This window comes from Bacillus sp. JH7 (assembly GCF_001563515.1).
In the GTDB taxonomy this organism is placed as follows: domain Bacteria; phylum Bacillota; class Bacilli; order Bacillales; family Bacillaceae_G; genus Bacillus_A; species Bacillus_A cereus.
On the sequence record NZ_LPUS01000032.1, the window covers coordinates 62964 to 83589 of the forward strand.

Below are 20626 nucleotides of genomic sequence, written 5' to 3' on the forward strand. Positions count from 1 at the left end.
GAGAGGGGAAACTATGGCAGAACAGACAGTCCGTGTAACCGTCGATGGTAAAGAATTTTCTGCATCAGGTGAAAAGACGATACTACAATTATTTAACGAGAGTAATTTGGAACATCCTCAAATTTGTCATGTACCAGAAGTAGATCCAATTCAAACTTGTGATACGTGTATTGTAGAAGTAAATGGGAAGTTAATGCGTGCTTGTTCAACGAAATTAGAGAACGGTATGCATATCGAAAGACAGTCCCAGCGTGCAAAAGAGGCACAGACTGAGGCAATGGATCGAATATTAGAGAATCATCTACTGTATTGTACCGTTTGTGATAACAATAATGGTAACTGTAAAGTCCACAATACAGTACATATGATGGGAATTGAGGAACAGAAATATCCGTATGAGCCAAAAGTAAGTGCGTGTGAAGTGGATATGTCACATCCGTTTTATCGGTATGATCCAAATCAATGTATTGCTTGTGGGCAGTGTGTAGAAGTATGTCAAAACTTACAAGTGAATGAAACTATATCGATTGATTGGAGCTTAGACCGTCCACGTGTTATATGGGACAATGGTGTAAGTATAAATGACTCATCTTGTGTAAGTTGTGGGCAGTGTGTAACAGTATGTCCATGTAATGCGTTAATGGAAAAAACAATGCTGGGTGAAGCTGGATTCATGACAGGATTGAAACCGGATGTGTTAGATCCGATGATTGATTTTGTAAAGGATGTAGAACCTGGATATAGTAGTATTTTAGCAGTTTCAGAAGTAGAGGCTGCGATGCGTAAGACGAAAGTGAATAAAACAAAAACAGTTTGTACATTTTGTGGTGTAGGTTGTTCATTTGAAGTATGGACGAAAGACCGCCACATTTTGAAAGTACAGCCTGTTTCAGATGCGCCGGTTAACGGTATTTCCACATGTGTAAAAGGCAAATTTGGATGGGATTTTGTAAACAGTGAAGATCGTATTACAAAGCCATTAATTCGCCAAGGAGATATGTTTGTTGAAGCTTCATGGGAAGAGGCTCTTGAAGTTGTTGCATCCAATATGCAGCATATTAAATCAGAATATGGAAGTGATGCATTTGGATTTATTTCTTCTTCGAAAGTAACGAATGAAGAAAATTATCTTATGCAAAAACTAGCCCGTCAAATATATGGAACGAATAATGTAGACAACTGTTCCCGTTATTGTCAATCTCCAGCAACAGACGGTTTATTTAAAACTGTCGGTATGGGCGGGGACGCTGGAACAGTGAAAGATATTGCGGAAGCAGGCCTTGTCATTATCGTTGGAGCAAATCCAACAGAAGGACATCCTGTACTTGCAACGCGTGTAAAACGTGCACATAAATTACATGACCAAAAATTAATTGTGGCAGACCTTCGTAAACATGAAATGGCAGAGCGTGCGGATTTATTCATTCATCCGCGCCAAGGAACTGATTACGTATGGCTCGCTGGTATTACGAAATATATTATTGATCAAGATTGGCACGATAAAAAGTTCATAGCTGAAAATGTGAAGAATTTTGATGAATATAGCAAAATGGTAGAAAAGTATACGCTTGATTATACAGAAGAAATCACGGGGATTTCGAAAGAAAATCTGAAAGAAATGGCTCGTATGGTATATGAAGCAGATGGTACTTGTGTACTTTGGGGAATGGGTGTAACTCAAAATACTGGAGGAAGTACAACTTCAGCAGCAATTTCAAATCTATTGCTTGTTACGGGTAACTATCGTCGTCCTGGTGCAGGAGCATACCCATTACGCGGACATAATAACGTACAAGGCGCTTGTGATATGGCAACATTACCAAACTGGCTTCCAGGTTACCAAGCGGTTTCAGATGATGCGCTCCGTGCGAAATTTGAAAAAGCATACGGTACTACAATTCCGAAAGCACCAGGCTTAAATAATATTGCAATGTTACTTGCGGCAGATGAAGGAAAACTGCGTGGTATGTATGTTATGGGTGAAGAAATGGCTTTAGTAGATTCGAATGCCAACCATGTACAACATATTTTAGCGAATTTAGATTTCCTTGTTGTTCAAGATATGTTCTTATCGAAAACAGCTCGTTTTGCTGATGTTATTTTACCAGCGGCACCAAGCTTAGAAAAAGAAGGAACGTTTACAAATACAGAGCGCCGCATTCAAAGATTATATGAAGTATTGAAGCCGCTTGGTGATTCAAAACCAGACTGGTGGATTTTACAAAAAGTTGCTCGTGCACTAGGTGGGGATTGGAATTATGAAAGTCCAAGTGAAATTATGGACGAAATCGCGTCACTTGCACCGTTATACTCTCAAGCAACGTACGACCGTCTAGAAGGATGGAATAGTTTATGTTGGGGTAGTCATGATGGTAGCGATACACCGCTATTATATGTAGACGGATTTAACTTCCCAGATAAACTCGCTCGTTTATCATTAGATGAATGGGTACCACCAGTTGTAGCACCAGATGAGTATGATTTACTTTTAAATAATGGTCGTATGTTAGAACATTTCCATGAAGGAAATATGACGAATAAATCGGCTGGTATTTTATCTAAAGTATCTGAAGTGTTCGTTGAAATCTCGCCTGAACTTGCCCTAGAGCGCAATGTGAAAGATGGTGGTCTTGTAGAATTAGCATCACCATTTGGGAAAATTAAAGTACAGGCACTTGTTACAGATCGTGTAACGGGGAAAGAGCTATATTTACCGATGCATGCAACGGTAAATGAAGAGGCAATCAATATTTTAACTGGAACGGCGACAGATCTTTATACGTGTACACCAGCGTATAAACAAACGATGGTAAAGATGCGTGTACTACGTGAAAAAGGGAATCGTCCGTTACCATCTTCAAACCCGAGAGATAAAAAGCGTAATCCGCAAAATGGTGTTGAAATCCAGCAAAAATGGCAAAGAAAACAATACGTATCACTTGTGGACTAGGGGGCGGAGATAGTGGCGAAAGAAATTACTGTAATTAAAAAGAAAGTTGTAACAGAGGAAGAACAGAAACAGCAAGTAGCAGATGAACTTCTAAATGAGTTATCTAATAATCGTGAAGCAGTAGAAGAAACGATGCAGCTTTTAGCACAGTTGCAGAAGGCTGGTATATTAGATGCAGCAATTAGTTTACTTGCTGCGAAGGAAGATGTTTCAAAAATCGCTGTGGAGCAATTAAATCGTGAACCAGTTAAAAATGCACTCAACAATATGATGGGGGCAGGAGAAGCGTTATCTTCAGTTGATCCAGAAATAACGAAGCAAATTACGTCAAGTTTAGTTACAGGATTGCAATTTGCAACAGATGAATTAAATAGTGGTAAAAAAACAAAAGTAATGGATTTCTTTAAAGTATTAAAAGATCCAGATATCAATAGAGCTATTACATTCGGTTTTAGCTTTTTGAAAGCATTTGGACAAGGCCTAGAGAAAAAATAGAATAAATGAAAAAGTGATGGGAAGTAGCCATCACTTTTTTCATTATATGTATAAGAGTGTTCATGTTAAGCGGAATATATTATTATTAAAAAGATGGATTAGAACTTGAAATATGGAATCCATCTCAAATACCGTTTTAGAATTTGGAGGAATATATGCAACACCGTAAAAAACTATCTATACCAGGAGTAATGAGACATTCCTTTCAAACAGTTAAATTTGCTTTTTGGAATGTATTAACTTTTCAACTTGCTTATAAATTATTAGCAGCGATTGTGTTTGTTCCACTATTTGGAATCATTTTTAATAAGTTATTGTATTTTGCTGGTTATGCAAATGCGACAAATGATGAATTATTAGCGTTTTTAAAGACGCCTTATGGGATCTTAGCAATCGTAATTTTATCATTGTTAGCACTGTTTCTTATCTTTACAGAATTTGCGGTGCTTATTATTATTTCGTATTTCGCTCATAAAAGACAGAAGGTGAAATTACGTCCGATTTTATATAAAACGGTAACGTATTTACCTACTCTTTTTACATATTGCTTACCAGGATTTATTTTATATGCTGTCGTATTGTTGCCTCTTTTAAATATGGGATATGAAACGGCATTAATCCCGCAAATTCAAATTCCTAACTTTATTACAGGAGAACTGTTTAAGACAACGATGGGACAAGTTGGTTATTACACGTTCTTTGCTGTAGTCGCGTATTTGAATCTTCGATGGATTTTCGTTCTACCTATTGTTGTTTTAGAGCAAAAACCATTTCGCGTGGCAGCACGTAAAAGTGCAACTTTAGTAAATGAAAGCTTTTTTAAAGTACTATTCTTTTTAGTAGGGTTTTTTATTTCAATTGGAATTGTATATGTCGTGTTTTTGGGAATATATTTATTGTGCCTATGGGGTGTTTATGAATTTACAAACCCGAAAGGAACATTTGCATTATTAGCTGAATCAACGATTTCTGTATTTTTAACGAGTACATTGTATTTATTCAGCTTTATCGTGACGCCATTTTATATTATGGCGATTACGCGATTATACTTACAAAAGGTACCGGTTGAGGATGTTTTATTAGAAGAAGGATTAGATTATTCGAAAACGAAAGCAGATAAATGTTTTTTCCAAAAACATCGTTGGAAATTCATTGGCGTATACATTGTAGGAATTATTACTGCCGGAATGGTCGTTGCCTTCATTGTAACGTTTATTTCAAATTCGTATAAAGAACCGATTATTATGGCGCACCGCGGGTATATATCAAAAGGCGTAGAAAATACGAAAGAAGCTGTGCAAGGTGCTATTGATGCAAAAGCAGACTACGCTGAAATAGATGTATTACAAACGAAAGACGGTGAACTAGCGGTTATACATGATTTGAAGCTGAAACGTCTCGCAAATGCCAATGTGCATGTGTCAGATTTAACGATGGCGGAGTTAAGGCAACTTACCCTTAGTCAAGATGGACTTTCAGGACAAATAAGTACACTTGATGAAATCATTAAGCTAGCAAATGGCAAAATCAAACTTAATATAGAAGTGAAGCTTCATGGGGGCGAAAAAGATTTTGTAAACAAAGTCTTAAAAACGATTAAAGATAATGAATTTGAGAAGCAATGTGTAATTCAAACGTTACACTATCCACTTATTAAAGAGTTTAAGCGTGCAAATCCAGATATAAAAGTAGGGTATATATTGTATGCAAGTAGAGCTAACTTAAAGAATGTGAAGGCTGACTTTTACGTAGCAGAAGAATATATGTTAAATAAGAAATTAGTAAAAGAAGCAAGGAAGTTAAACAAACCAATTTACGTATGGACAGTAAATGATATGGAAAATTTAAAGGCATATTATAAGTTGAACGTAGATGGTATCATAACCGATTACCCTGAAGATGCACGTGAAACAATTAAGATGTTAAAAGAGCAAGAAGCGGAAGAAAGTGATCTGTTTGATAAAATTACTGAAACGACAGATGATTTATTTTCTAAGTTATTTATAAGTTACCCAGCTGCTGGCTAAATGCTAGCAGCTGTTTTTTTTGTGAAAAGAATATATATCTAAAGTATTGAGTAAGGTAATAACTGTATATGTATACGTTATCGCTTAGGTTTCTTACATTGTTACATTATTGTCAAATAATAAATGATTGCTGTTTATTTTGAAGAGGTATAATAAAAATAGAGTGAAAGATAATGAAATGACACGAAACCCCTAATAGAATCAATGTTTTTTATATTTACACTATTCTAAATATAAAAACTTTAGGAAAATGGTATGTTAGCGTTTTCATAACTTTTAAGTTATGCTAGAATAAGGACATAAGTTATTAATTATTACAAAAAGAAAAAAGAATCTCTTTTTTCTGTTAATTATAAGGGGGCATTTCATTATGCGTATTGGGGTACCAGCAGAAATTAAAAACAACGAAAACCGTGTGGCAATGACACCAGCAGGTGTTGTACATTTAATTCGTAACAATCACGAAGTATTCATTCAAAAGGGTGCAGGTTTAGGGTCTGGTTTCACAGACGCTCAGTATGTTGAAGCGGGAGCAAAAATTGTTGATACAGCTGAAGAAGCTTGGAACATGGAAATGGTTATGAAAGTTAAGGAACCAATTGAAAGCGAATACAAACACTTCAGTGAAGGCTTAATCTTATTCACATACTTACACTTAGCTCCAGAGCCAGAATTAACAAAAGCTTTAATCGAGAAAAAAGTTGTTTCTATCGCATATGAAACAGTACAATTAGAAAACCGTTCATTACCATTACTTGCACCTATGAGTGAAGTAGCTGGTCGTATGGCTGCACAAATTGGTGCACAATTCCTTGAGAAAAACAAAGGCGGTAAAGGTATCTTACTTGCAGGTGTTCCAGGGGTTAAACGTGGTAAAGTAACAATCATCGGTGGTGGACAAGCTGGTACAAATGCTGCTAAAATTGCAGTTGGACTAGGTGCGGATGTAACAATCATCGACTTAAGTGCAGAACGTCTTCGTCAATTAGATGACATTTTCGGAAACCAAGTAAAAACTTTAATGTCTAATCCTTACAATATTGCAGAAGCTGTTAAAGAGTCTGATCTTGTAATCGGTGCAGTATTAATCCCAGGTGCAAAAGCTCCAAAACTTGTAACAGAAGAAATGATTAAATCAATGGAACCAGGTTCTGTTGTTGTAGATATCGCGATTGACCAAGGTGGTATTTTCGAAACAACTGATCGTATTACAACTCATGATAACCCAACTTATGAAAAACACGGCGTTGTTCATTATGCAGTTGCAAACATGCCAGGTGCGGTTCCACGTACATCAACTCTTGCATTAACAAACGTAACAGTACCATATGCAGTACAAATTGCTAACAAAGGCTACAAAGAAGCTTGCCTAGGCAACACTGCATTACTAAAAGGTATTAACACATTAGATGGCTATGTAACATTTGAAGCAGTTGCAGAAGCTCACGGTGTAGAGTACAAAGGTGCTAAAGAATTATTAGAAGCAGAAACAGTATCTTGCTAATAGAAGCATTATACAAAACAAAATCGAACAATATATAAAACAACATGATAAGAGCTAAGAGTGAAGATCTCTTAGCTCTTCTTGGCAAAAGGGGGCATACATCGTGGCCAACCTATTTAAAAAGAAATCCGTTACGCAATTGTTAGGGGAAAGTAAAAGTAAAACTTTGACGAAAACGCTAGGGGCATTTGACCTAACAATGCTAGGGATTGGTGCGATAATTGGTACAGGAGTTCTAGTATTAACTGGATTAGTAGCAGCAAGAGATGCTGGTCCAGCAGTTATTTTTTCATTCATGATTGCAGCCATCGTTTGTGGATTTGCAGCATTATGTTACGCAGAGGTTGCTTCTACACTTCCTGTTTCAGGTAGTGTGTACACATACTCATATGCAACAATTGGCGAGTTTGTAGCTCATTTAATGGGATGGACATTACTATCCGTATATGTTGTAACGACTGCCGCAGTAGCTGGCGGATGGACTGGTTACTTCCATAACTTAGTGAGTGGATTAGGGCTTGAAATTCCAAAAGCACTGCTAACGATTCCGTCTCAAGGTGGTATAGTGAATTTACCAGCAGTTATCGTTACATTAGTTATAACTTGGTTATTATCAAGAGGTACGAAAGAAAGTAAACGAGTGAATAACATAATGGTATTAATTAAAATTGGTATCGTTGTTTTATTCATTGCAGTTGGTGTATTCTACGTGAAACCAGAAAACTGGATACCATTTGCACCGTATGGTTTAAGTGGAGTTTTCGCGGGGGGAGCAGCAGTATTCTTTGCTTTCTTAGGATTTGATGCATTAGCAACTTCTGCTGAAGAAGTAAAAAATCCGCAACGTGATCTACCGATTGGTATTATCGCTTCGTTAGTCATTTGTACAATCATTTATGTTGTAGTTTGTCTCGTTATGACGGGTATGGTTTCATATAAAGAGCTAGATGTACCGGAAGCGATGGCGTATGTGTTAGAAGTTGTAGGACAAGATAAAGTAGCTGGTATAATCGCAATTGGAGCTGTAATTGGTATTATGGCAGTAATTTTTGCTTACATTTATGCAACGACACGTGTATTCTTCGCTATGAGCCGTGACGGTTTATTGCCAGAATCTTTCGCGAAAATTAATAAAAAGACAGAAGCACCAACATTTACAGTTTGGTTAACAGGAATTGGTAGTGCTTTAATTGCTGGATTTATCGATTTGAAAGAATTGTCGAATTTAGCGAATATTGGAGCGTTGTTAACATTTGCGATGGTTGGTGTGTCAGTTATTATTCTTCGTAAAACACATCCAAAATTACAACGTGGATTTATGGTACCACTTGTACCGATCTTGCCGATTATTTCAATTGCATGTTGTCTATTCTTAATGGTAAACCTACCATTAAAAACATGGATGTACTTCGGTGCTTGGTTAGCAATCGGAGTAGTTGTATACTTTGTTTATTCGAAAAAACATAGTCATTTAAAAGACGATGGAAGTTCGCAGGATAATTTAGAACAAGCTAATTAAAGGGATATAAACACAGTAAGCCTTGTGCGTCTAGGGAGCGCGCAAGGCTTTTTCTTTTGTTGAAATAAAGGGAATGTATATTATTTTGTCGAATTTTTCTGTCGGAATATGAAAAAAGGGTGGGAGCGAAATGGAAGAAACAAAAGTTGTTGTTGGAGCAGAGGGTTATAATAATAACCCTGGTTGGTTACATACGAATGAAGAAGAATTAAATTTATTAAGGAGAGAAACTTGGCTTTATAAATTTCAACCTAATTCTTTATCAGCAATTTTGGCAGAACATGTATGGGAGCATTTATCATATGAAGAAGGAATTGAAGCTGCAAAAATTTGTTATGAGTTTTTAATGGAGAATGGATATATTCGTTGTGCAGTACCAGATGCATTTTTTCCAGATGAAGAATATCAGCAAGGGGTACAAGTAGGTGGACCTGGTCCATTAGATCATCCTGCAGCAAGTCATAAAATTGTTCATAGCTATAAAACAATCACGTCCATGTTTGAATCAGCAGGTTTTCAAGTAAGGCTCTTAGAATACTGTGATGAGAATGGTAAGTTTCACTATAATGATTGGAATGAGAAAGATGGATTTATTTATCGTTCGAAACGTTTTGACCATAGAAATCGGGATAATCATTTAGGGTTTGTTTCTTTAATTGTGGATGCGGTGAAAAATGAAAAGTAAGTAAAAAGGGGTGTGCGAATTGTGCATCCTTTTTTGTATGAGAATATAGAGAGTGCGGAAAATATGTATACGACTTATTAAAATGTGAACGGAATGTTCATAAAAAAAATTCAGATTTCATTGACACATATGAGTGGGCGCTCATATAATAAGAGTATAAGATATATGAATGATTGTTCATATGTTCAATTAAAGAGGTGAGCTATAATGGCTGGAAATAAAGTAGAAACACCACAAGAGACATGTTCTCAAACGATAATTCATGAAGAAGTTGTAGAGCAAGTAAAACAAACAATTCCAACTGATGAAAGTTTAAGTAAAGTAGCAGAACTATTTAAAGTATTAGGTGACCGTACACGTACGAGAATATTACATGCGCTATTTGAAGCTGAAATGTGCGTTTGTGATTTAGCTTATTTATTAGGAATGACACAATCATCTATTTCGCATCAGCTTCGTGTGTTAAAGCAAGCGAAACTTGTGAAGAATCGTAAAGAAGGAAAGGTTGTTTATTATTCGTTAGCTGACCAGCACGTAATTCATATCTTCGAGCAAGCGTTTGAACACGTAAACGAAGAAGAATAAAAGAACGCGAGGAGGGAGAACGATGGCTGAAGCATTGGTGAAAAAGAAACTGATGTTAGAAGGTTTAGATTGTGCGAACTGTGCAATGAAAATTGAAAAAGGTGTTGGGAATATAGAAGGAGTAAATTCTTGTTCTGTAAACTTCGCAACAAAGACAATGATCTTAGAAACAGCACAAAATAAAGAAAACGAAGTTGTTACGGAAGCAAAACAACTCGTTACAAAATTAGAACCGCATATTAAAGTTCAAGAAGAACAAAAAAATAAAATTGCTAAAGAAGTATTTATATTAGAAGGTTTAGATTGCGCGAACTGTGCAATGAAAATTGAAAATAAAGTGAAGGAAATGCCAGCTGTCTCAGAAGCAACTGTTGATTTCGTATCGAAGAAATTACGAGTAGAAGTTGCGAATAAAAGAGAACTAGAAGCGACTGTAGCAAATATAACAAATGTCGTTCAAAAGTTAGAACCAGATGTGAAAGTTGTTCGTGAAGAGAAGAACGGTCATGACCACGGACATAGTCACGATCATGGTGAAGCAAATGTGAAAAAGATGGTAGGGAGATTAGTGGTCGGCGGAATTTTGACAGCAATTGCTGCATTAGCGGGCTTACCACAAATGGTAACAATTCCGTTATTCGTCCTTGCTTATTTATTAATAGGTGGAGATATCGTTTGGAGAGCGATAAGAAACATAACTCGTGGCCAAGTATTTGATGAAAACTTCTTAATGGCAATTGCAACTGTAGGAGCTTTTGCAATTCAACAATATTCTGAAGCTGTAGCAGTAATGCTATTTTATCAAGTAGGAGAACTATTCCAAAGTATTGCGGTAAACCGCTCCCGAAAATCAATTACTTCATTAATGGATATTCGTCCTGATTATGCGAATGTAAAGATTGGAAATGAAACGAAGCAAGTATCACCAGAAGATGTAAAAATTGGCGATTATATTATCGTTAAGCCAGGTGAGAAAGTGCCGTTAGACGGAAAAGTAATTGAAGGAACATCAATGGTAGATACTTCAGCATTAACAGGTGAATCTGTACCACGTGAAGTAGAAGTTGGAAATGATGTATTAAGTGGCTTTGTGAACCAAAATGGTGTGTTAACAATTGAAGTTACAAAAGAATTCGGTGAATCCACTGTATCAAAAATTTTAGATTTAGTTCAAAATGCAAGCAGTAAAAAAGCACCAACGGAAAACTTTATTACGAAGTTTGCACGTTACTACACTCCAGTTGTAGTTATTACAGCGGCGATCATGGCGTTTATTCCACCACTTATTTTAGAAGGAGCTACATTCTCTGAGTGGATTTATAGAGCTTTAGTGTTCTTAGTAATCTCTTGTCCATGTGCGTTAGTTGTATCCATTCCTCTTGGATTCTTTGGAGGTATCGGTGGTGCATCTAAAAGTGGTGTGTTAGTAAAAGGTAGTAACTATTTAGAAGCTTTAAATGATGTAAAATATATTGTTTTTGACAAAACAGGAACATTAACAAAAGGTGTTTTCAAAGTTACAAAAATGGAACCGAGCGAAGGTACTACAAGTGAAGAGTTATTAGAGTATGCGGCATTTGCTGAAGTATATTCTAACCATCCAATTGCCCAATCTATTCGAAAGGCATATGGAAAATCAATTGATGAAAAAATAATCGATGATTATAACGAAATTTCTGGTCACGGTACAGTCGTAAAAGTACAAGGAAAAGAAATTTTTGCAGGTAATGCAAAATTAATGAGAAAAGAAAATATTGAATTTAAGCAACCAGAAACAGTAGGTACATTAGTTCACGTTGCTGTAGATGGAAGATATGCAGGTTATATTGTTATCTCTGATGAGGTAAAAGAGGATTCGAAACAAGCGATTCAAAAGTTAAAAGAACTAGGTATTAAAAAGACAGTAATGTTAACTGGTGATGCAAAACCAGTTGGTGAAGCTGTCGGTAAAGAATTAGGCTTAGATGAAGTTCATGCGGAATTACTACCACAACAAAAAGTAGAAGAGATTGAAAAAATTGATGCAGCGAAGCACGGAAAAGAAAAAATTGCCTTCGTTGGTGACGGTATTAACGATACACCAGTATTAGCCCGTGCAGACGTTGGTATTGCGATGGGTGGTTTAGGATCAGATGCAGCAATTGAAGCGGCAGACATCGTTATTATGACTGATGAGCCTTCAAAAATTGCGACAGCTGTAAAAATTGCAAAACGTACAAGAAGTATAGTGTGGCAAAATATCATCTTTGCTCTAGGTATAAAAGGGATCGTTTTATTACTTGGTGCTTTTGGTATTGCAACAATGTGGGAAGCTGTTTTCTCAGATGTTGGTGTGACACTACTTGCAGTGTTAAATGCAATGCGTGTATTAAGAGTGAAAGATTTATAAAAAAGAGGACGCGACCCGCGTCCTCTTTTTTATTGGTGATTTTGTTGAAATTGACTCAATAAAATAATACCAAATATTATTTTGCTTTTAAATAGCGTTATATTAAAATTTACAAATAAAATACATTCGTCTTATTCTTTTAATATATTTTTTACAAATATCCATATAGTATTGAAAAAACAGAGAAGGGGAAACTTCTCTGTTTACTTTTGTATGTTTTTTTCGACTTGTTCTCGAACTGTTTGAATGTAATTCATTTTATGATCCCAGCACTCTTGGCTTAAATCGACAGGGTATTCTTCAGGATTTAAAGTTCGCATATATTCTTCCCAAAATAGAGAGAGACTCTGTTCATTATATTTTTGAATATCTAATATACTTGGTAGTTCATATGTTCTTTCACCGTTAACGAAAATATCTTTATGCAGTTCACGGGCTTCAAAGTTTGTTACGAATTTACTTATATATGTGTGAACTGGATGGAACATTTTTAAGCGCTCTTCTTTTCCAGGTTCTTCAGAATCTAATGCAATATAATCGCCTTCTGCATGATCGTTTACCCGATTGATAATACGATAAATTCGTTTCAGTCCTGGAGTGGTAATTTTTTCAGGGTTAGATGAAATTTTAATCGTATCATTTAATTTTCCGTCAGTATCTTCAATCGCAACTAGTTTGTAAACAGCCCCCAATGCAGGTTGCTCAAAGGACGTAATTAATTTTGTCCCAACGCCCCATACGTCAATTTTTGCTCCTTGAGATTTAAGGTGCATAATTGTGTATTCATCTAAATCGCTAGAAGCGATAATTTTTGTATTTGTAAACCCTGCTTCATCTAATAGTTTTCGTGCCTTTTTCGATAAATAAGCCATATCACCACTATCAAGACGTATGCCATAGAAATCAATACGATCCCCAAATTCTTTTGCAACACGAATCGCATTTGGAACACCAGATTTCAATGTGTCATATGTATCAACGAGAAAGACGCACTTTTTATGAGTTTCAGCGTATTTTTTAAACGCGACGTATTCATCGCGATATGCTTGAACGAAAGAGTGAGCGTGTGTGCCAGCTACAGGAATCCCAAAGCGTTTCCCAGCACGAACGTTGCTTGTAGAGGAGAAACCACCAATAAAGGCAGCACGCGTCCCCCAAAGGGCAGCATCGAACTCATGGGCACGTCTTGTGCCGAACTCTAAAAGCTCATCATTACTTGCAGCATGTTTCATACGTGCTGCTTTTGTGGCAATTAATGTTTGGTAATTCACAATATTTAAGAGGGCAGTCTCAATAATTTGTGCTTCACCAAGTGGTGCATCAACACGTAATAAAGGTTCGTTATTAAATACAACTTCGCCCTCTTGCATACTGCGAATCGTCCCAGTGAATTTCATATTTTGTAAATAATGAAGGAATTCTTCTTCAAATTGTAATTCTGCTAAATAAGCGATATCGCTTTCAGTAAAACTGAAATTTTCTATGTACTCTACAATTTTCTCAAGGCCAGCAAAAACAGCGTAGCCGTTCTCAAATGGAAGCTTTCGAAAATATAAATCAAAAACAGAACGGCGATTATGAATACCATCTTTCCAATATGTATAAGCCATGTTGATTTGATATAGGTCTGTATGTAAGGCATAACTATCGTCTTTATAATGAGTCATCGCGAGAACACCTCCATAATTTGGTTATAGTATACCAATTTTTCACCATTCGTAGCAAAGAAGAGATATTGATGTGAAGTCAAGAGAGAAAAAAATGAAATTATGCATATTTTTTAGAAAATTTATATTTATCAATTTATATTTCTCCAGATTTTATGTATTATTAGAGTAATGGGGGTAATGAGAATGGAGGAGGACAATGCAACAAACATTAGAAAAAATAGGCAAACAAGTCTTTTATAAACGGCTACAGCAAAAAATGACACAAGAAGAATTATGTCAGGGCATTTGTTCTGTCTCATACTTAAGTAAGATTGAAAATGGAAAGATTGAAGCATCAGAAGAAATTCTACAATTGCTCTGCGCAAGATTAGAAATTGCCGTGACGGATTTGAGGGATGTAGAAGAAGATGTGAAGGGGAAGCTGGATGAATGGTTGAATGCACTAGTTCATTTAGACAAGCAACAAGTAGAACGTATATATGAAGAGTTGCAAGGTGAAATGAAGCATGTGTTGGATTTTGAAATTATAAATTATTATAAACTGCTGTATACACGTTATTTAATTATGAAAAGGGATATTTCTGCACTCGAAGAAGAATTAGATAAGTTGAAGAAGGTATATAAAAAATATTCTCCATTTCAGAAGTTGTTATACATGTATAGTAGAGGATTATTGTGCTGTTTACAGTATAGATGGAAGGATGGGCTAGATTACTTATTAAAAACAGAAGTAATGGCCAAAGAACAAGGGTATCATGAAACAGGCTTGTATTATAATATAGCGCTTGCATATACTCATTTAGATATTCATCATCTTGCAATTCATTTTGTAAATATGGCATTAGAAGGATTTCGTAGTGAATATAAGTTTAGAAACATAATTAATTGCCAAATCCTTATTGCGGTAAGTTATACAGAAAAAGGTCAGTATGAAGAAGCTTTAAAAATGTATGAGAGTATATTGAGAGAGGCCACATCTTTTGCTGATAAGGATGTACTATTAGCTATTACTTTAAGTAATATGGGAAGTATCTATTATAAAAAAGGCAAATATCAGCAAGCGAAAAAATATTATTTAGATAGTCTACAACTTCAAAAACAAATAGATTTAAACTATTTAGATACAATATACGAAATGGCATTAGTATGCATTAAATTAGAAGAGTTGGAAGAGGCAAGGACATTAATTGATAAGGGAATTGATGCAGCAAAACAGGAAGAGAGATTTAATGCAAAATTATATTTGCTTTTAATGCTTAGATATAAATATTTTGAAGAAGCAAAAGATTATAAAGCATTTTTGGAAAATGAGGCTATCCCGTTGTATAAATCTGCAGGAAATAAAATAGAATTAAAGAAAGTATACGTTGAACTAGCAGAACATTTTTCGAGTTTATCTAGATTTGAAGAAAGTAATCGATACTATAGGTTAGTTATTGATTTAATGAATGATAATAAGGAGGAATAAAAATGAAAAAGATGGTATTTGGAGTATTGGCGTTTATAGTGACTCTTACAGTTGCTGGAGGAATACAACAATATAGCAGTAAACCTGATATTGTTGGTCAACAAGCTAAAACTGTTGAACAAGTTAATTTATAATCTCCCCCCCTTTCCAATCGGAAAGGGTTTTTCAATATTTGTTCCTCAAAATTCTACAAAACTTGAGAAAAAAATTATTTGAATTTTTAGTATATTAATAGTGGAAACATAATGCTAATATGAAACTACTCTTTTTCAAAAAATTTTTTATTAGGGGGAAGGTTATATGAAAAAGAAGAGTTTAGCATTAGTGTTAGCGACAGGAATGGCAGTTACAACGTTTGGAGGGACAGGCTCTGCATTTGCGGATTCTAAAAATGTGCTCTCTACGAAGAAGTACAATGAGACGGTGCAGTCACCTGAGTTTATTTCTGGTGATCTAACTGAAGCAACTGGCAAGAAAGCAGAATCTGTTGTGTTTGATTACTTAAACGCAGCAAAAGGTGATTACAAGCTAGGGGAAAAGAGTGCACAAGATTCTTTCAAAGTGAAACAAGTGAAGAAAGATGCTGTAACTGATTCAACAGTAGTACGTATGCAACAAGTTTACGAAGGAGTGCCTGTATGGGGTTCTACTCAAGTAGCTCACGTAAGTAAAGACGGTTCTTTAAAAGTATTGTCTGGAACAGTTGCACCTGATTTAGACAAAAAGGAAAAGTTGAAAAATAAAAATAAGATTGAAGGCGCAAAAGCAATTGAAATCGCGCAGCAAGATTTAGGGGTAACACCGAAATATGAGGTAGAACCAAAAGCGGACTTATATGTATATCAAAACGGTGAGGAAACAACATATGCATATGTTGTAAATCTAAACTTCTTAGATCCAAGCCCAGGAAACTACTACTATTTCATTGAGGCAGACAGCGGTAAAGTATTAAATAAGTTTAATACAATTGATCATGTAACGAATGATGATAAGTCACCAGTTAAGCAAGAGGCTCCTAAACAGGATGCGAAAGCTGTTGTAAAGCCTGTTACAGGAACGAATAAAGTAGGAACTGGTAAAGGTGTATTAGGAGATACGAAGTCGCTTAATACAACGTTATCTGGATCATCTTACTACTTACAAGATAATACACGCGGAGCAACGATTTTCACATATGATGCGAAAAATCGTTCAACATTACCAGGAACATTATGGGCAGATGCAGATAATGTTTTCAATGCAGCGTATGATGCAGCAGCAGTAGATGCTCATTACTATGCAGGTAAAACATATGATTACTATAAAGCTACGTTTAATAGAAATTCTATTAATGATGCAGGAGCGCCGTTAAAATCGACAGTTCATTACGGAAGTAATTATAACAATGCATTCTGGAACGGATCACAGATGGTATACGGAGATGGTGATGGTGTAACGTTTACTTCATTATCTGGTGGAATTGATGTAATTGGTCACGAGTTAACGCATGCTGTTACGGAAAATAGTTCAAATCTAATTTATCAAAATGAATCAGGGGCTTTAAATGAAGCGATTTCTGATATCTTTGGTACTTTAGTAGAATTCTATGATAACCGTAACCCGGATTGGGAGATTGGTGAAGATATTTACACACCTGGTAAAGCAGGAGACGCACTTCGCTCTATGAGTGATCCTACGAAGTATGGTGATCCAGACCATTATTCTAAGCGTTACACTGGTTCAAGTGATAACGGTGGTGTTCATACAAACAGCGGCATTATTAATAAACAAGCTTATTTATTAGCAAATGGTGGTACGCATTATGGTGTAACTGTAACTGGTATCGGTAAAGATAAATTAGGTGCGATTTACTACCGTGCAAATACACAGTATTTCACGCAATCTACTACATTTAGTCAAGCTCGTGCTGGTGCAGTACAAGCTGCAGCAGACTTATATGGTGCAAATTCTGCTGAAGTAGCAGCAGTTAAGCAATCATTTAGTGCTGTTGGTGTAAACTAAGGCTTTAAGGAAGAGCTAGTAATAAAATACCTCAAAAATAAAGAAGGAGCATAGGCTCCTTCTTTATTTTTTTCTCCATTTTTTCCACAAATAAAACAATCCAATAACGCCTGCGATTGTTACAACCCACTTCGCTTCATTTGTTCCGTTCATGACTTGGTATGCCGAATATACTTCAATCAATAAGGCCGGTATTTTACCTATTGTACTGGCAATACTGAAGGAGAGTAATGACATTTTCCCTAGAGCTGCAAATAAAGTCACGATACTTGATGGGATGAAAGGTATCAATCGAAATGATAGAACGAGTAGAAAGGCCTCTCTACCTTCTACATAAAGAAGACGCTCTACCTTTGGGTACTTATTTACTTTATCGTGAGTGAACTTTTGAAGGCCCAGGCGGTAAATATAAAACGAGATAATAGCCCCTAAGGCCTCACCTGCGATCGAAATGATTGTGCCATTTGTTACACCGAAGAGCTGTATATTAATGGCGGTTAAAAAGATGCTAGGAATAACACCTAAAAGACTAATGATGATGTTAATTAAGATACTAAGTGGAATTGCGATTGAATAGTATTCTGTTAAGAAATTTTGAATCGTTTCAGCCATTGTTTAAAATCCTTTATCTTTTTTTGCATTACACCATATTTCGATTGTATAGGCAAGGGAAAATTTACATAATGTAGAAAAACGTTGATAAGAAGGGGTATTGATACCTTATATGGGTATTAGGTATATAAAAATAGGGGTATTTTAAATCATTTTGAAAAACAGTATAAAAACCTTTGTGTAAAAGAGTTTTATAATTATATTATTGGTGATTTTATTCGGGAAATAATTATAAAATATAGGGGGTATATATTATAAAAGGCGAAAAATAGAGGGTTGATGAAATTGCGCGGGTAAATATGGAAAAATAGATGGAAAAAATGAAAACTGATAGATTTTTTCGTTGTGAAATTGACTTTTAGTGAAGTTGCGATAATAATCATGGAAGAGGTGATATGATGAAACGAATAAGCAGTCTTTTCTTCAGTAGTTTATTGGCATTAGTGCTAATCTTAAGTGGATGTGCAGGAAAAGAACAAAAAACAGAGAAACAGACAGGTAATCAAGCTACATCGGTAGAAAAAATTAGTGATAATATTTTAGATGAAATGGAAGGACCACCTAAAAATGGTCATACGATTGAAAGACATGTAGGCAAGTCAGAAGAGGATTTGAAGAATCGCTTGAAGACAGATAAAGTGTCAGCCGCAAGTACATACTATGATAAAGAAACAGCGACGAAAGCTGTAAAAGATAGCTTGAAGCAACATGACAAGGAAATTCAAGATTGGTTAAAAAATTCTAAAGAGGCTCGTCTCGTAGTAAATACAACTCATTCATTCCCTGTTGGAAAAACGGTAATAAAGAAAAATATGAGTGTAAAAGACAAGTTGGTAAAAACTGTTACTGTTTTAGCAAGAGATAAGTCAGGGGAATTAGGGTTTAAGATTATTACTTCTTATCCATCTGATAAATAAGAAGGGGGAGTACATTATGTATATGACATTACAATACTTTCTTAAATCGTACTGTACGTTAAGTATTCATGAGGATGAAATAGTAAGCGTGATGGAAGAGTTTATTGAACAAGAAGACGAAGAAATTGTTTTGAAATTACGTGATGAATTAATAAATATGAAGAAAAAGAACGCGTGGGAAGAGGCGTGTGTATTAGCTGCGAAGCAAGGAAATCGTATGTGGTCTTTAGAAGAAACGAAAGATCATCTTGAAACTTTTTTACTATTACTGCAAAAGAAAAAGGCGTGATTTAATCACGCCTTTTTCTTTATGTTATTCGGTTGATATTATCTATTCTTTTGGGGCGCTTTTATATACACTTTTTGAAATTTGTCCATTTGATATTACTTCCCCGTTTTGTGTTACTTTTTTATACGTAACCGCTGTGATTTTATCACTAGTCCTACTAATTACTTGAGAAGAAACTTCAACATTTTTACCAGTATTTGTACCGAAAATGCGTGTAGTAATACTACCTCCATTTGAAAATGCTTGAATATAAATATGATTGCCTGTATTATTTTTAAATTTTAAATCTGGACCATAATCTGCTACTGCTGCATCTTGCCCAAGTGGTAAATAATTTACTGGCATAGAATGATTGCTTCGAGAAACAATTCCTAAATCAGCCCTTAAAGCTGCGCTGTATAAAGTACTACTGACTTGGCAAACTCCTCCGCCTGCACTTTGTATTACTTTACCTTGTGAATATACTGCTGCAGATTTGTAACCATGTGCAGCATCAGTTACGCCAACGCGGCCGTTAAAACTAAATGTTTCATCAGGTGCGACAATAACCCCACTTAAAGTATTAGCTGACTTATTTACGTTAAATGATTGATTTCCGTTACGGCCAGCCATTGGAGTAGAATATTCAGCAATGACTTCTTTAATACCCATTTTCTGTATATCTTCTGTAGAGCGTTCTGGTTTTATGAATGTAACTGGTAATGTAACATCTGATTTACCAGTAGTAATAGCTTCGTTTGTTAAACTGTTTAGTTTTCCTTTATCAATTTTTTCTCCGTTTTGGCTTTGACTAACATTTACTGTTGAGCCTTCAATGCTTAATTCTGCATTAACAGGATTTTTTAATGTTTCATTATATTTATCTTTTATAAAGGTTTCGTAAGCTGTTGCATTTAATTGTGGTGTTAATTTATAGTCACGTTTTAATTCACCGTTTTCAGCTTGCTTACGCATTTTGTAACGATTCATTACGTTTCCTTCTTGTTCTTTAAAGATTTTGTCAATAATATCTTTCTCTTTATAATTTACTCCTAAATCTTTCCATGTGTAAGTTTGTTTATCGTTTTGGAATATGTAGGTAAGGGATTTTTGATCTAATTCAGTTACCCTTTGATTAATAATTGCTTGAATATCTTTCTTATTTTTTCCATCGAGAGAAATACCTTCAAATGTAGTATTTGGTAATGCAGTAGTATCTAATTGATTATTTAATTTGGATACATATTGATATCCCCCAACACCGCCTACACAAAGTAATATGCCCCCAGCAATTGCAGAACCAATCAGTATTTTACTTAGCTTCATTTATTTCCCCCCAGAAATTTATGTATAAATATATGTATTACATTTTTTGTATAAAAATGATGAAAATAACATTATGTACGTACTAGTATACTATTATTTTCACTGCGTGTGTAATGTTTTCATAAAAAATGTTACATTTCTGTAATAATTGTCACTTATTGTCACAATGTGTATGAAAAATATGTTGAAAAATATGTTGAAAAATATAAT

The 20626-nt window shown here is 35.3% G+C and carries 16 protein-coding genes; 13 read left to right on the forward strand and 3 right to left on the reverse strand.

Features of this window, described 5'->3' with window-relative positions; genetic code table 11:
• The first annotated feature begins 13 nt into the window (after positions 1–13).
• The 8 genes from fdhF (at position 14) to AU379_RS26385 (ending at position 12154) form a co-directional block, all read left to right on the forward strand.
• The gene (fdhF, locus tag AU379_RS26350) at positions 14–2950 is read left to right on the forward strand and encodes a formate dehydrogenase subunit alpha (RefSeq protein ID WP_000840682.1); all 2937 of its coding nucleotides are present in this window, start codon (positions 14–16) and stop codon (positions 2948–2950) included.
• 12 nt (positions 2951–2962) lie between these two features.
• Entirely contained in the window at positions 2963–3445 is a 483-nt protein-coding gene (locus AU379_RS26355) for a DUF1641 domain-containing protein (protein ID WP_001040540.1), read from the forward strand.
• Positions 3446–3600: 155 nt separating this feature from the next.
• Complete coding sequence (locus AU379_RS26360) at positions 3601–5472, forward strand: glycerophosphodiester phosphodiesterase (RefSeq protein ID WP_001164706.1); 1872 nt, start codon at positions 3601–3603, stop codon at positions 5470–5472.
• Positions 5473–5842: 370 nt separating this feature from the next.
• Positions 5843–6976 carry an alanine dehydrogenase gene (gene ald / locus AU379_RS26365; RefSeq protein ID WP_001219744.1) on the forward strand — a complete coding sequence of 378 codons (1134 nt, stop codon included), beginning with the start codon at positions 5843–5845 and terminating at the stop codon, positions 6974–6976.
• Positions 6977–7079: 103 nt separating this feature from the next.
• Positions 7080–8495 carry an amino acid permease gene (locus AU379_RS26370; RefSeq protein ID WP_001284887.1) on the forward strand — a complete coding sequence of 472 codons (1416 nt, stop codon included), beginning with the start codon at positions 7080–7082 and terminating at the stop codon, positions 8493–8495.
• A gap of 130 nt (positions 8496–8625) precedes the next feature.
• Entirely contained in the window at positions 8626–9180 is a 555-nt protein-coding gene (locus AU379_RS26375) for a protein distantly related to SAM-dependent methyltransferase (RefSeq protein WP_061140049.1), read from the forward strand.
• A gap of 207 nt (positions 9181–9387) precedes the next feature.
• Positions 9388–9765 (forward strand): metalloregulator ArsR/SmtB family transcription factor, encoded by a 378-nt coding sequence (locus AU379_RS26380; RefSeq protein ID WP_000918378.1) that lies wholly within the window; start codon positions 9388–9390, stop codon positions 9763–9765.
• A 22-nt stretch (positions 9766–9787) separates the two neighbouring features.
• Positions 9788–12154 (forward strand): heavy metal translocating P-type ATPase, encoded by a 2367-nt coding sequence (locus AU379_RS26385; RefSeq protein ID WP_061140050.1) that lies wholly within the window; start codon positions 9788–9790, stop codon positions 12152–12154.
• A 203-nt stretch (positions 12155–12357) separates the two neighbouring features.
• On the opposite strand, the gene AU379_RS26390 is transcribed toward AU379_RS26385, so the two are convergent.
• Complete coding sequence (locus AU379_RS26390) at positions 12358–13821, reverse strand: nicotinate phosphoribosyltransferase (RefSeq protein WP_000150184.1); 1464 nt, start codon at positions 13819–13821, stop codon at positions 12358–12360.
• A gap of 199 nt (positions 13822–14020) precedes the next feature.
• Here AU379_RS26390 and AU379_RS26395 point away from each other — a divergent pair, with 199 nt between their 5' ends.
• From AU379_RS26395 to AU379_RS26400, 3 genes are all read left to right on the forward strand, one after another.
• Entirely contained in the window at positions 14021–15292 is a 1272-nt protein-coding gene (locus tag AU379_RS26395; RefSeq protein ID WP_001187938.1) for a helix-turn-helix transcriptional regulator, read from the forward strand.
• A gap of 2 nt (positions 15293–15294) precedes the next feature.
• Positions 15295–15426 carry a quorum-signaling peptide NprX gene (gene nprX, locus AU379_RS30100; RefSeq protein ID WP_080481882.1) on the forward strand — a complete coding sequence of 44 codons (132 nt, stop codon included), beginning with the start codon at positions 15295–15297 and terminating at the stop codon, positions 15424–15426.
• 166 nt (positions 15427–15592) lie between these two features.
• Positions 15593–17293: a M4 family metallopeptidase gene (locus tag AU379_RS26400; RefSeq protein WP_000730369.1), complete on the forward strand. Its 1701-nt coding sequence runs from the start codon at positions 15593–15595 to the stop codon at positions 17291–17293.
• 63 nt (positions 17294–17356) lie between these two features.
• Here the strand turns inward: AU379_RS26400 and AU379_RS26405 are convergent, their stop codons facing one another.
• Entirely contained in the window at positions 17357–17905 is a 549-nt protein-coding gene (locus AU379_RS26405) for a VTT domain-containing protein (RefSeq protein WP_000852232.1), read from the reverse strand.
• Positions 17906–18303: 398 nt separating this feature from the next.
• Between AU379_RS26405 and AU379_RS26410 the strand changes: the two genes are divergently transcribed.
• Complete coding sequence (locus tag AU379_RS26410) at positions 18304–18822, forward strand: RNase A-like domain-containing lipoprotein (protein ID WP_050821597.1); 519 nt, start codon at positions 18304–18306, stop codon at positions 18820–18822.
• Positions 18823–18838: 16 nt separating this feature from the next.
• Positions 18839–19111: a hypothetical protein gene (locus AU379_RS26415; protein WP_000282019.1), complete on the forward strand. Its 273-nt coding sequence runs from the start codon at positions 18839–18841 to the stop codon at positions 19109–19111.
• Positions 19112–19153: 42 nt separating this feature from the next.
• Here AU379_RS26415 and AU379_RS26420 read toward each other — a convergent pair whose 3' ends face one another.
• Positions 19154–20416, reverse strand: coding sequence for a VanW family protein (locus AU379_RS26420; RefSeq protein WP_000777362.1), 1263 nt, complete (start codon positions 20414–20416; stop codon positions 19154–19156).
• Positions 20417–20626 lie beyond the last annotated feature (210 nt).